Annotated in this window: 16 protein-coding genes; 7 read left to right on the top strand and 9 right to left on the bottom strand. The window is 67.1% G+C overall.

The genetic code is table 11. The annotated features are described in order from the left end of the window. Nucleotides 1-25 precede the first annotated feature (25 nt). The gene (locus tag BN60_RS13975) at nt 26-1,144 is read right to left on the bottom strand and encodes a hypothetical protein (protein WP_020696700.1); all 1,119 of its coding nucleotides are present in this window, start codon (nt 1,142-1,144) and stop codon (nt 26-28) included. A 488-nt stretch (nt 1,145-1,632) separates the two neighbouring features. Between BN60_RS13975 and BN60_RS13970 the strand changes: the two genes are divergently transcribed. Continuing rightward, the gene (locus BN60_RS13970) at nt 1,633-2,457 is read left to right on the top strand and encodes a helix-turn-helix domain-containing protein (protein ID WP_177324818.1); all 825 of its coding nucleotides are present in this window, start codon (nt 1,633-1,635) and stop codon (nt 2,455-2,457) included. Nucleotides 2,458-2,503: 46 nt separating this feature from the next. On the opposite strand, the gene hemP is transcribed toward BN60_RS13970, so the two are convergent. Further along, nucleotides 2,504-2,689, bottom strand: coding sequence for a hemin uptake protein HemP (gene hemP / locus BN60_RS13965; RefSeq protein ID WP_020696698.1), 186 nt, complete (start codon nt 2,687-2,689; stop codon nt 2,504-2,506). A 136-nt stretch (nt 2,690-2,825) separates the two neighbouring features. Here hemP and BN60_RS13960 point away from each other — a divergent pair, with 136 nt between their 5' ends. Next, nucleotides 2,826-4,529 carry an N-acyl-D-amino-acid deacylase family protein gene (locus BN60_RS13960; protein ID WP_020696697.1) on the top strand — a complete coding sequence of 568 codons (1,704 nt, stop codon included), beginning with the start codon at nt 2,826-2,828 and terminating at the stop codon, nt 4,527-4,529. A gap of 13 nt (nt 4,530-4,542) precedes the next feature. Here the strand turns inward: BN60_RS13960 and BN60_RS13955 are convergent, their stop codons facing one another. From BN60_RS13955 to BN60_RS13940, 4 genes are read right to left on the bottom strand one after another with little or no spacing between them, the layout of a single operon-like run. Continuing rightward, nucleotides 4,543-6,843: a molybdopterin-dependent oxidoreductase gene (locus tag BN60_RS13955; protein WP_020696696.1), complete on the bottom strand. Its 2,301-nt coding sequence runs from the start codon at nt 6,841-6,843 to the stop codon at nt 4,543-4,545. A 13-nt stretch (nt 6,844-6,856) separates the two neighbouring features. After that, nucleotides 6,857-7,897 carry a threonine aldolase family protein gene (locus BN60_RS13950; RefSeq protein WP_043283919.1) on the bottom strand — a complete coding sequence of 347 codons (1,041 nt, stop codon included), beginning with the start codon at nt 7,895-7,897 and terminating at the stop codon, nt 6,857-6,859. A 2-nt stretch (nt 7,898-7,899) separates the two neighbouring features. Next, nucleotides 7,900-8,328, bottom strand: coding sequence for a VOC family protein (locus BN60_RS13945; RefSeq protein ID WP_020696694.1), 429 nt, complete (start codon nt 8,326-8,328; stop codon nt 7,900-7,902). 2 nt (nt 8,329-8,330) lie between these two features. Further along, nucleotides 8,331-8,672, bottom strand: a complete 342-nt coding sequence (locus BN60_RS13940) for a DUF6476 family protein (protein WP_148283419.1) — start codon at nt 8,670-8,672, stop codon at nt 8,331-8,333. Nucleotides 8,673-8,692: 20 nt separating this feature from the next. Here BN60_RS13940 and BN60_RS13935 point away from each other — a divergent pair, with 20 nt between their 5' ends. The 3 genes from BN60_RS13935 to BN60_RS13925 all read left to right on the top strand — a co-directional run bounded on the left by BN60_RS13935 (nt 8,693) and on the right by BN60_RS13925 (nt 11,966). After that, nucleotides 8,693-9,667: an RluA family pseudouridine synthase gene (locus tag BN60_RS13935; RefSeq protein ID WP_020696692.1), complete on the top strand. Its 975-nt coding sequence runs from the start codon at nt 8,693-8,695 to the stop codon at nt 9,665-9,667. A 141-nt stretch (nt 9,668-9,808) separates the two neighbouring features. After that, complete coding sequence (gene rpoH, locus BN60_RS13930; protein WP_020696691.1) at nt 9,809-10,744, top strand: RNA polymerase sigma factor RpoH; 936 nt, start codon at nt 9,809-9,811, stop codon at nt 10,742-10,744. 196 nt (nt 10,745-10,940) lie between these two features. Then, the gene (locus BN60_RS13925) at nt 10,941-11,966 is read left to right on the top strand and encodes an aspartate-semialdehyde dehydrogenase (RefSeq protein WP_020696690.1); all 1,026 of its coding nucleotides are present in this window, start codon (nt 10,941-10,943) and stop codon (nt 11,964-11,966) included. Nucleotides 11,967-11,970: 4 nt separating this feature from the next. Here BN60_RS13925 and BN60_RS13920 read toward each other — a convergent pair whose 3' ends face one another. After that, the gene (locus BN60_RS13920) at nt 11,971-12,855 is read right to left on the bottom strand and encodes an alpha/beta fold hydrolase (protein ID WP_020696689.1); all 885 of its coding nucleotides are present in this window, start codon (nt 12,853-12,855) and stop codon (nt 11,971-11,973) included. 33 nt (nt 12,856-12,888) lie between these two features. On the opposite strand from BN60_RS13920, the gene BN60_RS13915 reads away from it, so the two are divergent. After that, on the top strand, nt 12,889-13,737 hold the full coding sequence (locus BN60_RS13915) for an enoyl-CoA hydratase (protein WP_020696688.1): 849 nt from the start codon (nt 12,889-12,891) through the stop codon (nt 13,735-13,737). Nucleotides 13,738-13,851: 114 nt separating this feature from the next. Here BN60_RS13915 and BN60_RS13910 read toward each other — a convergent pair whose 3' ends face one another. After that, complete coding sequence (locus tag BN60_RS13910; RefSeq protein ID WP_020696687.1) at nt 13,852-15,531, bottom strand: thiamine pyrophosphate-binding protein; 1,680 nt, start codon at nt 15,529-15,531, stop codon at nt 13,852-13,854. A 59-nt stretch (nt 15,532-15,590) separates the two neighbouring features. On the opposite strand from BN60_RS13910, the gene BN60_RS13905 reads away from it, so the two are divergent. Continuing rightward, complete coding sequence (locus BN60_RS13905) at nt 15,591-16,499, top strand: choline kinase family protein (protein ID WP_020696686.1); 909 nt, start codon at nt 15,591-15,593, stop codon at nt 16,497-16,499. A gap of 16 nt (nt 16,500-16,515) precedes the next feature. On the opposite strand, the gene BN60_RS13900 is transcribed toward BN60_RS13905, so the two are convergent. Further along, nucleotides 16,516-16,779 (bottom strand): hypothetical protein, encoded by a 264-nt coding sequence (locus tag BN60_RS13900; protein WP_020696685.1) that lies wholly within the window; start codon nt 16,777-16,779, stop codon nt 16,516-16,518. Nucleotide 16,780 lies beyond the last annotated feature (1 nt).

The raw sequence follows: 16,780 nt of genomic DNA, 5'->3' as shown, positions 1-16,780 counted from the left end.
CGCAGGTCGTGTTGGAAAGAGCCCCCTACTTGAGGTCGTCGAGGGAGGTGGGGCCGGGGCCGGGCGTGACCAGAGCGGGCCACTGCTTGGAGCCGAACGGGACGGCCGGCGGCAGGAAGGCCTCGCGGCCACGCGCTTTCATCTCGGTGACGATGGTCTTGCGCGCATCGCCGCCCATCAGCTCGAAGTCCATCAGCTTGTAGTTGCCGAAGAACAGTTCGCCGACGGAGCGGTCGGCGACGATGCGGGTCAGCGCCGCCAGCATGTCCTCGGGCGTGGTGGTGAAGTTGATGGTCTCGATCAGCATCAGCCGGTCGTTGATCGCCTCGGGGCCGAAATACTGCGCCAGCACGCTGAACAGCACGTTGTTCTGGCGGGCGACGTAGATGGCGTTGGAGGCGGCGTAGGTCTTGTCGAAGTCGGGGCCGAGATTGGCCTTCCAGCCGTCGAGCACGCCCATCCAGTGCTTCACCTGGGTCGAGGCGGCCCAGTTGATGATGAGCTTCACGTCGGGCGCCTGCTTCCTGGCGAAGGCCTGGAGGTCGGCGATGTTGATGACGCCCTTGGCGAGGCAGTCGTCCATGTAGGCGACGTTGTTGCCCAGGATGGTCTTGAGGGTGGGCTTCCAGTCCGCCTGGATGGCCAGCGCGTCGACGCCGTCGAGGGCGGCCTTCATCTGGGTGCGGTAGGCGGCGAGCGGCGTCACCCAGCTCTTGTCGGCGGCATTGCCGATATAGGGCACGACGACCTGGGAGATCGCCATGACGCTGTGCCCGGCCGATTTCATGACCTGGTAGACCATCGGCACCGAGGGCGCTTCCTCGGGCGGCCGGCCGGGCTTGTAGAGGATCATGCGGCCGCCGGCGCCGGAGAACAGAGCCAGGATGATGGGGTGGTTGGCCATGATGTTGCGGCGGAAGGTGCGGGCTGCATTGTCGTAGAGTGCGAACATCGTGGTGTTGAGCTGCAGCACGTCGCGGTTGGCCAGCTCCGGCGGGGTCGGCGCCGTCGTCCCCGAGATGTTCTTCAGATAGTCGGGCAGGCTGCCGGTCTGGGCAGAGGCCGAGCCGGAGCCCGAGCCCATGACGGCTCCGGTCGCCATCAAACCGATCGCCAGCCGCGACAGAATTCCAACGCCCCTCATCAGATCCGCTCCCCCGCGCACGCCATTCTTACGATGCAATTTGTCACTGTTTTTCTCCTTTGGAAAAGCACCGTCGGCCACAGAGCCGTGGCCGGCCCGGGCACGGGCCTGCTTGTCGGTCGGTGGGGGGCGAGGGGGCATTCGGCCACGATGGCGATGCGCCACCGCACTCGAATGGGCGCCTGGCGCAGATGGAACAACCCCCAGGATGAACATAGTTGCAGATGCAAAAATCCTCTCCAGGATTCTCGCAGCTCTGGCATTATTGCCTCAATCCTCGCGCGGGAGGTGAGGGTCCGATGTCTCAAAGCAGCCCGGCGAAACTTAATCCAGCGTCTCACCCGTCAGAGCCGTCCGGCTACGGCCGCCTGGTCGAACTGAGCACCGACGGTATCCCGGCCGCAGACCGTCTCGCCTTCTGGCGGGACACGGTTCTCAAGCGAACGCAGCCGCGCGCCGTCCGCAACGGGCAGCCCTTCGAGGCCCGGTTGAAGCGCATCGTCCTCGAACGCTGCGAACTGGTGGAACATGCCTCCGACGCCGTCCAGGCCCTGCGGGCGCCCGGTCGGTCGCGCTTCGAGGGCGGCGACGATATCGCCGTCGAACTGATGCGGGAGTGCCGTACCGCCTTGCTCGATCACGACGGCGAGCACCGGATAAAGGCGGACGACCTCTATGTCGTGGACTATGCGAAGCCGCTGCAGATCATCCGCTCGCGCCACTGTTCGAGCGGTATCGTGCTGTCGCGGCGGCAGGTGATGGAGGCCATGGGCGAGGATCTGTCGTCGCTGGCCGGCCGGCGCATCGCCACGCGCGGCATGGCGAGCATCCTGCGCCAGCACCTCAAGTCCACAATGGACGAGGCGCCGTATATGTCCGAGGCCGAGCGGGTCGTGGCCACGACCGCGGCGGCGGAGATGGCGCTGGCGATCCTGCAGTCGACGCGGGTGGGGGCCTGCGATGCGGAGCAGTTCGTCGACGGCTTTCACGTTGCGGCGAGCCGCCTGATCGACAGGCATTGCGGCGATCCCGATCTCACGCCCGACCGGGTGGCAAGCGGGCTCGGCTGCTCGCGGGCCTCGCTCTATCGCGTCTTCGCGCGGCGCGGGGAGGGGGTGGCCGAAGCCATCTGGTCCGCGCGCATCGAGCGGGCGTGGCGCCTGCTGACGTCGCCGGAAGGGGCCGGCCTGCGGATTTCGGACGTCGCGATGCTCTGCGGTTTCCGCGAGCTGCCGACCTTCACCCGCATGTTCAAGCGCCGCTACGGCGCGACGCCGCGCGATACCCGCCAGCGCAGCCGCCTGCTGGACTGAGAGGAGGGAGCCCGGCGTGCAATCGCTTGCACGCCGGGCATCTTGCCTACTTCGTCAGGATCAGCTTCTCGGACGCCGTGACGCGCAGGCGGTAGGTGCTGGCGCCGTGGCGAATGAGTAGCTCGCGGCGGCCGCTCATGAGCTGGCTGCTCTCCACGCTCGGCACGTCGCGGTCCGGCTTGCCGCGCGCGGTCGTCTCCGCGGCGGGATGCAATTGCACGATCTGATCCATGGTCGCCTCACCCTTACAAATGCAACTCACTCTCATTTGCAGATTAAATGCCCGCTTTGTCAATGCCCAAGGACCCGCCTGCTTGTCCGTCAGACGGTCGGCTGGCACCCTGCGCGCCGCGTCCCGGAGTAGCAGCATGTCGCTTCCCAGTTTGGTGATTCGCAACGGCACCATCGTCGACGGGTCGGGGAACGATCCCTACGAAGCAGACCTCGCCATCGCCGACGGCAGGATTGCCGCGATCGGCAAGAACCTCCCCAAGGGGACCGAGGAGATCAACGCGCGCGGCAAGCTGGTCACGCCGGGCTTCGTCGACGTGCACACGCATTACGACGCGCAGGCGACCTGGAGCCATCGGCTCTCGCCGTCGACCTGGAACGGCGTGACGACCGTCCTGCTCGGCAATTGCGGCGTGGGCTTCGCGCCCTGCCATGCCGATCAGCACGATCTGCTGATCAACCTGATGGAAGGGGTGGAGGACATTCCCGAGGTCGTGCTGTCCGAAGGGCTGCCGTGGAACTGGCACAGCTTCCCGGACTTCCTCGATGCGCTGGCTGCGCGCTCCTACGACGCCGATGTCGCCACCCAGGTGCCGCATGCCGCGTTGCGCGTCTATGTGATGGGCGAGCGCGGCGCCAACCGCGAACCGGCCACCGAACAGGACCGCCGGCGCATGGCCGAACTGACGGTCGAGGGCCTGCGCGCCGGCGCCTTCGGCTTCTCGACCTCGCGCACGCTCAATCATCGCGCGGCCGATGGACGGCACATCCCGACCCTGCGCGCCGAGGAAGCGGAGTTGACGGCCATCGCGCAGGCGATGCGCTCGGTGGGCTCGGGCTGGCTGCAGATCGTGTCGGACTTCGAGGACCAGCAGGGCGAGATCGGCCTGTTCCGGCGGCTGGCGCGCGAGTCGGGCCGTCCCGTCACCATCACGATGATCCAGTCGGATGCGCGTCCCAATGGCTGGCGCGAGCTGATGGGCGAGATCGACCGGGCCAACGCCGAGGGCCTGCGCCTCACCGCGCAAATCCGCTCGCGGCCGACCAGCGTGCTCCTGGGTTTCGAGCTGTCGCAGAACCCGTTCAGCGGCCGGCCGACCTACAAGAAGATCGCCCATCTTCCCTTCGCCGAACGCGTGGCGTTGCTGCGCCAGCCGGAGTTCCGCGCCCGGGTGGTGGCCGATTCCATCGACGAGTCCGAATACGCCTCCCGCCGCGTCGAACGCTGGAAGCGCATGTTTCCGTTCGGCGATCCGCCGGACTACGAGCCCGCGGCCGACCAGAGCGTCGCCGCCCGCGCGGCCTGCGAAGGCCGTTCGCCCGACGAGGTCGCCTACGACCTGCTGATGGAGCGCGACGGCCGGGGCATCCTCTATCTGCCGGTGACGAACTACGCGGCGGGCAATCTCGACGTGGTGGGAGAGATGCTGGCCGCGCCCAACAGCCTGATCGGGCTCGGCGACGGCGGCGCCCATGTCGGCATCATGTGCGACGCCACCGCGACCAGCTACACGCTGACCCATTGGACGCGCGACCGCCGGCGCGGTTCGCTGTTTCCCGTCGCGTGGGGCATCAAGCGCCTGACCGCCGACAATGCGGTCGAGATGGGCCTGCGCGACCGCGGCCTGCTCAGGCCTGGCCTGAAAGCCGACATCAACGTGCTGGATTACGACAACATGCGGCTGCGGCGGCCCGAGATCGCCTACGACCTTCCGGCCGGCGGCAAGCGTCTGGTCCAGCGCACCGACGGCTTCGACGCTACCATCGTCTCGGGCGAGATCGTCTATCGCAACGGCGAGCCGACCGGCGCATTGCCCGGCCGCCTCGTGCGCAGTTCCTGACGGCGTAACGCCGTCAACGCCCGGCGAACGTCGGCGGTTGGTGGGCCGTTACCGCCGGCGCTGGCCCATCGAACCGCTCGATCTCGACCAGGCAGGTTTGGGCGATGCAGCCCTGGCTGAGCTTCGAGGCGCCGATATCGAGGGTGAGCGCGTTGGGGTTGCCGTGCTTCTCAAGCGGCCGGTTGGAGCCGGCATCGGCCGGATCGAACCACGCGCCGGTCGAGAGCCGCACCACGCCGCGGCGGATGCGGTCGCTCACGCGGGCGGCCGCCAGGCAGGCGCCGCGGTCGTTGAACACGCGCACCAGGTCGCCGGCGGCGATGCCGCGCGCCGTCGCATCGTCGGGATGCAGGGTGATGGGCTGGCGTCCCTTGATCTTGGTCGCCTTGGCGTGCGGGCTGTGGTCGAGCTGGCTGTGCAGCTTGTCGGCCGGCTGGTCTGACAGCATGTGCAGCGGATAGCGCTCGGCCGTCTTGGCGCCCAGCCATTCGATGGGCTCCAGCCAGGTTGCGTGGCCGGGGCAGTCGTCGTAGCCGAAGCTTGCGATGGTCTCGGAGAAGATCTCGAACTTGCCCGATGGCGTCTTGAGCTTGTTCTTCTCGGGATCGGCGCGGAAGGCGGCGAGCATCACCGGGTCGCGGCTCTCGCCCCTGGCTTCGGCGATGCCGGCTTCCCAGAACTCCGCGTAGGGCGGCAGGGTGACGCCGGCCTTGGCCGATTTCACGCGCGCTTCTTCGTAGAGGTGCGAAAGCCATTCCTGCGTTGTCTTGCGACCTTCGGAATGCGCTTCGCCGACGCCCAGCCGCTCGGCCAGCGCGTTGAAGATGTCGTAGTCGTTGCGTGATTCACCCAAGGGCTCGCGCGCTTTCTTCATGGCGATGACATAGGGCTCGCGCGTGCCGTAGCCGATATCGTCGCGTTCCAGGCTGGTGGTCGCGGGCAGCACGACGTCGGCCATCTTGGCGGCCGGCGTCCAGAACTGCTCGTGGAACACGATCGTGTCCGGCTTGCGCCATGCCTGACGCAGGCGGTTGAGGTCCTGGTGGTGATGATAGGGGTTGCCGCCCGCCCAGTAGACCAGACGGATGTCGGGATAGACGTGGCTCCGGCCGTTGTAGTCGAAGCGCTCGCCGGGATGCAGCAACATGTCGGTGAAGCGCGCGACGGGGATGAAGTCCGGCACCGGGTTCTTGCCTTGCGGCAGGGTCGGGCCGGAGTAGCGCGGATGCGGGCTGCCCATCAGGTTGACGGGGCCGTAGCCCACGCCGAAGCCGCCGCCCGGCAGGCCGATCTGGCCCAGCATGCAGGCGAGCGTCACCAGCGCCCAGAAAGGCTGCTCGCCGTGATGGCTGCGCTGCAGCGACCAGCCGATGGAGAGCATCGTGCGCGTCGCGGCCATCTCGCGGGCGAGCGAGACGATGCGGTGTGCCGGAATGCCGGTGATCTTCTCGGCCCACGCCGCGTCCTTGCCCTTGAGCGTCGCGGCGAACTTGTCGAAGCCCACCGTGTAGCGGTCGAGGAAGGCGCGGTCGTGCAGGTTCTCGGCCAGCAGGGTGTGGCAGAGCGCCAGCATCAGGGCGGCGTCGGTGTTGGGCCGGATGGCCAGCCATTCGACGTCGCCGCCATTGTCGAGGTCTTCGGCGGTCGGCGTCACGTTGACGAAGCGCACGCCCGCTTCGCGCATGGCGTAGAGGCCGCCCTTCACGTGATGCAGCGTGGCGCCGCCGGCATTGATCTGCGCGTTCTTGTGCGGCACGCCGCCGAAGGTCACGAAGAGCTTGCACTCCTTGGCCAGCACGTCCCAGCGCGTATGCATGGCCATCAGCTCTTCCATGCTGGCCACGATGTGCGGCATCAGCACGCGCGCAGCTCCCAGGCTGTAGGAATCCTGGTGGCGCACGAAGCCGCCGTAGCAGTTGAGGAAGCGCTTCACCTGGCTCTGCGCGTGGTGGAAGCGGCCGGCGCTCGACCAGCCGTAGGAGCCGCCGAAGATCGCGCGGTTTGAATAGGTCTCCTTCACGCGCTTCAGTTCGCCGGCGAGGAGATCGAGCGCCTCGTCCCACGGCACTTCGACGAACGGCTCCTGGCCGCGCAGCTCGGGATTGGCGCCGGGGCCTTTCTCCAGCCAGCTCTTGCGGATCGACGGACGCAGCACGCGCAGCCGGGACACCTCGTCGGACAGCATGTGCAGGCCGATGGGCGAGGGGTCCGGGTCCTTGGAGAAGGGGTGCAGCTTCGTGGCGTTGCCGGCGTCGTCGTATTCGACTTCGTAGACGCCCCAATGGGCGGCGGTGAGCGTGCGCTGGTGGGTCATGGGAACTGTACTCTCAGGCAGCCTTGGCAATGGACAGGAACTTGTCGACGTCGTCGGCATCGGTGTCGAAGGCCGTGACGAGACGGAAGGCACGCTCGCCCGGCCGGTCCGACGGCCAGGGGTGATACTGCGCGCCCGCGTCCTGCAGCGCATCATGCATGCGCGAGGGCAGGATGACGAAGATCTCGTTGGCGTCGACCGGGTAGAGGAGCTGTGTGCCCTTCATGGTCGTGAGGCCGGCAACGAGGCGGCGCGCCATCGTGTTCGCATGGCGGGCGTTGCTGAGCCACAGCCCGTCGGAGAGATAGGCGTCGAGCTGGGCGGAGAGGAAGCGCATCTTGGAGAAGAGGTGGCCGCCGCGCTTGCGGCGGAACTCGAATTCGCGCGCCAGTTCCGGCTCAAAGAAGACCACGGCCTCGGCCGCCAGCGCGCCGTTCTTGGTCGCGCCGAAGCTCAACACGTCGACGCCCGCGCGCCACGACATCTCGGCGGCGGAGCAGCCGACATAGGAGAGCGCATTGGCGAAGCGCGCGCCGTCCATGTGCAGCCGGAGCCCGTGGCGGTGCGCGGTGGTGGCGATCGAGACGATCTCGTCGGGATCGTAGACCGTGCCGCATTCCGTCGCCTGCGTGATGCTGACGGCCGCGGGCTGAGGGTGGTGGACGACACCGTAGACCGGCTGGGCCAGCGCCTCGGCGAGCTTCTTCTGGTCCATCTTGCCGGCCGGGCCGGGAATGGGGGCGAGCTTGGCGCCCGAGGTGAAGAACTCCGGCGCATTGGCCTCGTCGACCACGATATGCGCCTCGGGGTGGCAGTAGATCGAGCCCCAGGACGGCGTGCAGCAGGACAGCGCCAGCACGTTCGCTGCCGTGCCCGTAGCCACCGGGAAGGCCAGCAGGTCGGGCTTCTCGAAGATCTCGCGCAGACGCCTCTCCACTTTGTGCGTCCATTCGTCGGCGCCGTAGGACGGCGCGGTGCCGGAGGTGAAGGCGCGTTTGACCGCTTCGAGAATGTCGGGATGCGCGCCGACTTCGTTATCGCTGCGAAAGTTCATGCTCATTCCCCAAGTCCCCGTTTCTCAGGCCCTTGTTGTTCGGGCTGGCGCGTCACGGCCTCGAGGCGGTTGCCGTCGGGATCGCGTACGAATGCTGCGTAGTAGTCGGGACTGTAGATCGCGCGAAGGCCGGGCGGGCCGTCGTCGGTTCCGCCTTGGGCGAGCGCAGCGCGATGGAAGGCGCGGACGGCGGCCCGGCTGGGCGCCCGGAAGCACCAGTGGCGATTGTCCGCCACCACGCCCGTGTCGAGGTCGGTGTTGAGATAGATCGAAAGGTAGCAGGGGCCGCCATCGGCGTCGGGCCGTTCGCCATAGCCCACCGACCGCTCGCGGCGGTTGACCCGCGGCACGCCCAGCGGCGCCAGCACCGCGTCGTAGAACGATTGCGCGCGGTCGAGATCGGTCGTGGTGATCGACAGGTGGTCGAACATCGCTACCGGCCGGCGGCGGGGGGGAACTCGACAGTGCCCAGCAGGGCGCCGTTGCGCGGATCGACGATATAGGCGGCGGAGGGGCCGCCCTGCGTCTCGACATGGACGATCAGCCGGTCGCCCGCCGCGTTCATCGACACGACGCGCGCGCCGGACGGCAGCGCGATGCGTTCGGTGAATCTCGTGCCGGGGGCCGGCGCTGGCGAACCTGCGGCGTTGGGCGTAGAGATGCGCCGGCCGATTTCGGCCACGATGACAACGAAGCCCGCTACGATCAGCAGGCCCATCGAGATAACCAGCACCTTCAGCCAAATCGGTGCAGAGGCCCGAGCAGGGGACGCCAAGACAACTCCATGAGCGACACGTGACGATCAACGCGGGGCGCCACTTCGTGACCATCGACGAGAGTGCTGCCGGCGAGCGGCTGGACCGCGCGCTGGCGGCTGCCTTGCCGGCCCTCACGCGAAGCCGCGTAAAGGCGCTGATCGAGGGCCGCCGGGTAGCGCTGGCGGGAGGGCAGACGATAGAAGAGCCGTCCCGCAAGGTCAAAACGGGCGAGCGTTTCGAGGTCGATATTCCGGAGCCCGAACCGGCGGAGCCGGTGCCTCAGGCGCTGGCGCTCGACATCCTTTACGAGGACGGGGACCTGCTGGTCCTGAACAAGCCGGCAGGGATGGTGGTCCATCCGGCGCCGGGCAACCCGGACAGTACCCTGGTGAATGCCCTGCTGGCCCATTGCGGGAACAGCCTCTCGGGCATTGGCGGCGTGCGTCGGCCAGGGATCGTGCATCGGCTCGACAAGGATACGTCGGGCGTCATGGTGGTGGCCAAGAACGACCGCACCCATGTGGCTCTCTCGAAACTCTTTGCCGCCCACGACCTCACGCGCATCTATCAGGCGCTGGTCTGGGGCGCCCCCAAGGCCGACCGGGGCAGGGTCGAGGCGGCCATCGGCCGCCACCCCGTGGACCGCAAGCGCATGGCGGTCCGCAAGAGCAGCGGCCGCAATGCCATCACCGACTACTGGATCGAGAAGCGCTTCGGCCCGCCCCTCCATCCGATCGCCAGCCTGGTCGGGGCCAGGCTGGGGACGGGCCGCACTCATCAAGTTCGCGTGCACTTGGCCCACCTCGGCTGCCCGGTCGTCGGCGATCCAGTCTATGGCCGCAAGAGCCGCAACGCGAAGGCGCCCGCTGCGTTGGTGGATTTCGCGAGACAGGCGCTCCATGCGGCTGTCCTGGAATTCCGACATCCTACGACCGGCGAGGAAATGCGCTTCGCCACAGAATTGCCTCAAGATTTCAGCAAGTTGGTGCAATCACTGAACAGCGTTAAGTAAATCCCCAAAGTCCGAGTGGATTAGTCGGATTTAGATTGACCGAGGAGCTATCCGACTAATATAGTCGGATTTAGCAGTCGGGGGACGAGAGTGCTAAATGCTCGTTCACCGACCGTACTGCCTATGAAAGGGGGAGTAGCCATGAGTGCAGCCACTGCTAACCTTCCCGCCCTGCCGTCTTCGCTGACGCCCGAGGGCAATCTCAGCCGGTACCTGTCTGAGATTCGGAAGTTTCCGCTGCTGGAGCCCCAGGAAGAATTCATGCTGGCCAAGCGCTGGCGCGAGCACGGCGATTCGAAAGCCGCCCATAAGCTCGTCACAAGTCATCTGCGTCTCGTCGCCAAGATCGCCATGGGCTATCGCGGCTACGGCCTGCCGGTGGCCGAGCTGATCTCCGAGGGCAATGTCGGCATGATGCAGGCGGTCAAGCGGTTCGATCCGGACCGCGGCTTCCGCCTGGCCACCTATGCCATGTGGTGGATCCGTGCCTCGATCCAGGAATACATCCTGCACAGCTGGTCGCTGGTGAAGATGGGTACGACGGCGGCGCAGAAGAAGCTGTTCTTCAACCTGCGCAAGCTGAAGGGCCAGATGCAGGCCATCGAGGAGGGCGACCTGTCGCCCGAGCAGGTGACGAAGATCGCCACCCGCCTCGGCGTGCCCGAGGAGGAGGTGGTGAACATGAACCGCCGCCTCGCCGCCCCGGACTCGTCGCTCAACGCCCCGGTGAAGGCGGAAGGCGACATGGAGTGGCAGGACTGGCTGGTCGATGACTCGCCCAACCAGGAAGCGCGCCTCGGCGAGAGCCAGGAGCTGAACCAGCGCAAGCACATGCTGGCCGCGGCTCTGAAGCAGCTCACCGACCGCGAGCGCCACATCATCGTGGAGCGCCGTCTGGTCGACGAGCCCAAGACGCTCGAGGACCTGAGCTCCAAGTACGGCATCAGCCGCGAGCGCGTGCGCCAGATCGAGGTGCGCGCCTTCGACAAGCTGCAGAAGGCCATGAAGAACATGGTGGTCGAGGCTGCGCAGCGGCCGCCGACCCGGCCCGCCGTCGAGGCGGCCGGCGCGCGGTAGGCGCTTCGGACCAGGACACGAAAAGGAAGGGCCGGCCTCCTCGGGGGGCCGGCCCTTTTCGTTGGGGCGGGAAGGGCCCGGGGCCGCATATCTGGTGGCCGGCCCAACGGGGCTCATGCCTGCGATGAGAAAGAACACTGAAGGCGCGGCGGGCTGCCTCGTTCCGGCCTCGAGGGCGGTCCTGTATTGTTGCGCCATGAACGCTCAAAACATCGCCATTGTCGGCGCCACGGGCGCGGTGGGTGTCGAAATCCTCCGCGTCCTCGAGCGACGGAACTTCCCCGTTGCCTCCCTCAAGCTGCTCGCCTCGGCCCGCTCGGTCGGCAAGACGCTCGAGTTCAAAGGCAAAACCTGGCCGGTCGAGGAACTGACTGCGGACGCCTTCAAGGGCGTGGACATCGCCTTCTTCAGCGCCGGCGCCACGCGCAGCCGCGAGTTCGTGCCGGCCGCCAAGGCGGCGGGCGCGGTCGTGATCGACAATTCGTCGGCGTTTCGTATGGACCCCAACACGCCGCTGGTCGTGCCGGAAGTGAACGCGGGCGATCTCGCGCAGCACAAGGGCGTGATCGCCAACCCCAACTGCACGGCGGCGATCCTCGCCACGGCGGTGTGGCCGATCCATCAGGCCGCCGGCATCAAGCGCATCGTGGTCGCGACCTACCAGTCGGCCTCGGGCGCGGGCGCCGCGGCGATGCAGGAGCTCGAAGACCAGGTGCGCCAGTACGGCGAGGGCAAGGAGATCACGCGTTCGGTGTTCCCGCACCAGATCGCCTTCAACGTCTTCTCGCACAACACCAAGGTGGCCGAGAACGGCTACAACGAGGAAGAGAACAAGGTGGTCGAGGAGATGCGGAAGATGTTCCACATGCCCGACCTCCCGATCACGCCGACCTGCATCCGCGTGCCGGTGCTGCGCGCGCACTCGGAAGCGATCACCCTGGAACTCGAGAAGCCGCTCTCGCCTGCCGAGGCGCGTGCGTTGCTGGAGAAGGCGCCGGGCGTGAAGGTGGTGGACGATGCCGCCGCCAATCACTTCCCGATGCCGCTTGAAGCCAGTGGCGATCTCGACATCCATGTCGGACGCATCCGCCGCGATCTCTCGAACCCCAACGGCCTCGTGCTGTTCGCCGCGGGCGATCAGCTCCTGAAGGGTGCGGCATGGAACGCGGTCCAGATCGCCGAGGAACTCGCCAAACCCGCCCGCGCGCAGGCGGCGGAATAGCGCCTCAGCGGTAGCCGATCCGCTCGAAGAAGCGCCCGATCTCTGCTGCGGCGAGATCGGGCCTCTCGTAGTGGACGAAGTGGCCGGCCTCCTCGGCGATGCTGGCCTCCACATTCTCGAAATACTCCGGCACGACGTCGATCCAGGCCGACTTCAGCACGGGATCGTGCCGTCCCCACAGCACCCGCGCGGGCTGGGTGATCTTGGGCGGCTTGGGCGCGGTGCCGGACATCACCGCGAGCCTTCCGGCATTCTGCGAGATGTACCAATTGAAGCCGCCCTGCAGGTTGCCGGGGCGCAGGAAGTTATCGACCCAGCGTTCGAGTACGGCGTCGAAGGTATCCTTGCGATGGCACCAGTGCGTGAGGAAATGCCGGAAGTAGGCACGGCAGGTTTCGCGCGAAGCGCCGACGATGGCGGACGCAAACGGCATCTGATGGAAGGTCTGGTACCAGATCTCGTTGATCTGTGCGGGATCGCGCCAGCGCGCCCCGACGCCATGCGTGCCGCAGTTGAAGAAGAAAAGCCCGGCGACCCTGTCGGGATGACGCAGCGCCAAGCGTTGCATGACGAAGGCGCCGACATCGTGGCCGACGAAGCCTGCCTTGGCGATTCCGAGCCTGTCCATCAGCGCGGCGATATCGTCGGCCAGGATGTCTGGTCCTGCCTGATCCGAGGGACCTGATGCCGGATTCTCGCTGTCGCCGAAGCCGCGGAAGTCGGGCGCGATCAGGCGCCAGCGATCGGCCAGGCGCTCGAACATCGGCTCCCAGGTCGCCCAGAACTCCGGCCAGCCGTGCAGGAGGAGGAGCGGGGCGCCGTGCCCGGCTTCCGCAAGGTGAGTGGTGAAACCGCGTGTCTCGACGAAGGTGTGCTTTACTGTGGGCATAACGAAAACAACCCTGGTTCGCGGGAGGAAGAGATGACCGATCCGATCCTGTATGACGTGCCGAAGCCCGGCATTGCGCACATCGTCCTCAACCGCGCCGACACGCGCAATGCCCAGGACACGGCTTTCCTCTATGCGCTGAACGAGGCCTTCGACCGCGCGTCGCTCGACGACAGCGTGAAGGTGATCGTGCTTTCGGCCAACGGTCCGCATTTCTCTTCGGGTCACGACCTGCGCGAGGTCGACGGCCACGGCAACATGGCCAAGCACGAGACGGTCGGCACCTGGGGCGGCTTCGGCAAGCCCGGCGCCGAAGCGCAGTATGCCCGCGAGCAGGAAATCTACGTTGGCTTCTGCGAACGCTGGCGCAACATTCCCAAGCCGACGCTGGCGCTGGTGCATGGCAAGGTGATCGCCGGCGGCCTGATGCTGATGTGGCCCTGCGATCTCATCGTCGCGGCCGAGGATGCGGAGTTCCTCGACCACACGGTGGCAATGGGCGTGGGCGGCGCAGAGTTCTTCGCCCACCCCTGGGAGATGGGCGTGCGCAAGGCCAAGGAGTTCCTGTTCACGGCCGATTGGCTCACCGCGCAAGAGGCTCATCGCGTCGGCATGGTGAACCACGTCGTGCCGCGAGCCGAGTTGCAGACGTTCGGCCTCGCGATGGCGGAGCGCATCGCGCAGAAGCCGCTGTTTGCGCTGAAGCTCGTCAAGCAGGCCGTGAATGCCGCCCAGGATGCGCAGGGCCGGGTGAGCGCCATGCAGACGTCATTCGCGCTCCATCATCTCGCGCACACCCATAACATGCTGGTGCACGGCAAGCTGATCGACCCGACCGGCCTGATGCCCGCGATCAAGAAGCAGGAGAAGGCGGCGGATTAGCCGCGGACCTCATTGTCATCCTGAGCGAAGCGAAGGATCTCATCGCCGCCTGCCGTCGGTGAGGCAACTGGCATGAGATCCTTCGCTAACGCTCAGGATGACATGAAGTCAGTATCAAGCCTTCTTCACCATCACCTCGATCAAGGTCGGGCCGTCGGTGCGGGCGAGCGCCTTGTCGAGGGCGGCGTCGAAGCCGGCGGTCGTGTCGACCCGTTCTGCCGCGACGCCGAAGCCCTGGGCAATGGCGGTGATGTTCATCGGCGGATCGTTGAAATCCATGCCGATCGGCGTGTCGTTGCCGTGGAACAGCTTCAGGCGGTTCTTGAGGATCTGGTAGCCCTCGTTGTTGGTGATCAGGAAGATCACCGGCAGCTTCTGGTTGGCCGCACTCCACAGCGCGGTGATGGAGTACATGGCGCTGCCGTCGCCGATCACCGCGACGACGCGGCGCTTGGGCTCGGCGATCTGCACGCCGACCGCGGCGGCGATGCCCCAGCCGATGCCGCCGCTGACATTGCCGAAGAAGCTGTTGCGGTCGCGGAAGGGGAAGTAGCTCGGCAAGGTCGTCGTGCTGGTGAGGCCTTCCTCGACCACGATGGCGTCCTTGGGCAGCTTCTCGCTCAGGCGCATCATCACCCATTCGGCCGGCAGCGGCTTGTCGGTGGCGGCAGGAGCGGTGAGCTTGGCCTTGCGCTGCGCGCGCTGGGCGCTCCAGTTGCGCGGCGCGATCTCGGCGAGCGATCCCTTGGCGCGGTCGGCGAGCGCCGTGCCGCCCAGCTTCTTCAGGAGCGGCACGAGGGCTTTCAGCGTTTCCTTCACGTCGGCGCGCAGCGCGATCTCGGCCGGGAAGTTCTTGCCCATCTCCCAGTCACGCTGGCCGATCATCGCCACCTTGGTGGTCTCGGGCAGCGGCTCGGTCTCGCTCCACACCGACATCTTCAAAAGGTCGGCGCCGACGCAGAGCATGAAGTCGTAGTCGGACAGCACGCGGCGCACATGCTTCTGGTCGCGGTTCAGCGCGCCGAGATAGGCGGGATGCTCCGACGGGAAATGCGCGCCCCAGGCCACGGTCTGCTGCAGTACCGGCGCGCCCAGCGCCTCGGCGAGCGCCGCGGCCTCGGCGAAGGCATCAGACGTCGCGATCTCGTGGCCGGCCAGGATCACCGGCTTCCTGGCCGCGAGCAGGCGGCGGGCGAGCTGGTCGAGCGCGGCGTCGCTCGGACGTACCGCGGTGTCGACGCGGGTCACTTCGCCCATGTCGATGGCGGCTTCGTTGTTCAGGATGTCACCCGGCAGCGAGATGAAGACCGGGCCGGTCGGCTCGGTGGTCGCGACCTTGGCCGCGCGGCGCAGGATGCGCGGCAGGTCCTCGATGCGGTTGACCTCGGTGGCCCACTTCACGACCGGCTGGGCAATCGGCACCAGCGGCGCGTAGAGCAGAGGCTCGGTGAGGCCGTGGCCCTGTTCCTGCTGGCCGGCGGTCACGATCATCGGCGTGCCCGACATGAACGAGGTGTAGATCGAGCCGATGGCGTTGCCGAGACCCGGCGCGACATGGACGTTGCAAGAGACCAGCTTGCCCGAGGCGCGGGCATAGCCGTCGGCCATGGCGATCACGATGGCTTCCTGCAGGCCGAGCACATAGCCCATCTCCGGCGCCGAGGAGAGCGCATGCATGATCGGCAGTTCGGTCGTGCCGGGATTGCCGAACATCTTGGAGACGCCTTCGTCCTTCAGCACGCGCAGAAAGGCGTCGCGGCCGGTGATGGTGTTGGTGACGCGTGCGTCGGGCATGGGGGCCTGCTCCTTCTTCAATTCGGGGGCGACCGTAGCGCGGGCGTGCAGGCCGTGGAATGATCCCGTGCAGGCTGGTGAAAGGCGACGCCGCGATGCGAAAGCCGGAGGAAGACCTGGAGCGGAGGATCGAGCGCCTGCCGTGCTGGCGCGGGCCGGTCGCGCTCTCGCTCCTGACCGGCGGCCTGACGAACATCTCCTATGTTGCGGATGACGGCCGCGAAAAGTTCGTCGTGCGCTGCGGCGAGGACATTCCCGTCCACCACGTCTTCCGCGACCGAGAGCGCGCCGCGTCCAAGGCGGCCCATGCGGCGGGCCTGTCGCCCGAAATCGTCCATCTCGAACCGAGCCTGATGGTGATGCGCCACCTCGATGCGCGGACCTTCACCGAGGCCGACCTGCGCGCCGACATCGGCCGCCTGGCGCCGCTCCTGAAGCGCTGCCATCGCGAGGTCGGCCGACACATCGCCGGACCGCCCAACTTCTTCTCCGTCTTCCGCGTGATCCGCGACTATGCCCGCTCCATCGCGGTGGCGGAGAGCCCGTTCGCGCCCGATCTGCCGCGCTACCTAGAAGCGGCCGAGCGGCTGGAGCACCGGCAGGCGCCGATGCCGGTCGTATTCGGTCATCACGACCTGCTGCCGGGCAACGTGATGGACGACGGCAAGCGGCTCTGGTTGATCGACTGGGAATATGGCGGCTTCGGTACGCCCCTGTTCGATCTCGCCAACCTCTCGTCCAACGGCGCCTTCACCGAAGCCGACGACACGGCCCTGCTCGACGCCTACTTCGAGGGCGGGGCGACGCCGGCGGTCCGCCGCTCCTTCGAGGCCATGAAGGCGGCGAGCGCCCTGCGCGAGGCGATGTGGGCGATGGTGTCGGACGCGCACCTGCATGTGCCCGGCGCCGACTACAAGGCGCACGCCCGCGACTATCTGGATCGCTTCGACGAGCTCATGGCCCGCTGAAGGGCCGGGCCGGCCGCTACTGCTTGGCGCAGAGGACCGGCACCTTCGAGAGGATCTCGAAGGAGCAGGTCTCGGTAGGAAACAGCGCCCAGACGGCAATGAAGACGAAGCCGAGGAAAATGACGGGCCGCAGGATGCGCAGCACTGTCGGCAGGACGATCCGCAGGGCCCAGTAGGCGACCAGCAGGCCCACGACGACGGCGAGCACGCGATACTGCGTGCTCCACGTTTCCCAGGCGCCGAGGCCGGCCCGGTTCACCAATTCCTTGAGATACTCCACT

This window comes from Reyranella massiliensis 521 (genome assembly GCF_000312425.1).
Lineage (GTDB): Bacteria > Pseudomonadota > Alphaproteobacteria > Reyranellales > Reyranellaceae > Reyranella > Reyranella massiliensis.
The sequence above is the reverse complement of the archived record's forward strand: the minus strand, read 5'-3'. Positions and strand labels throughout refer to the sequence as shown.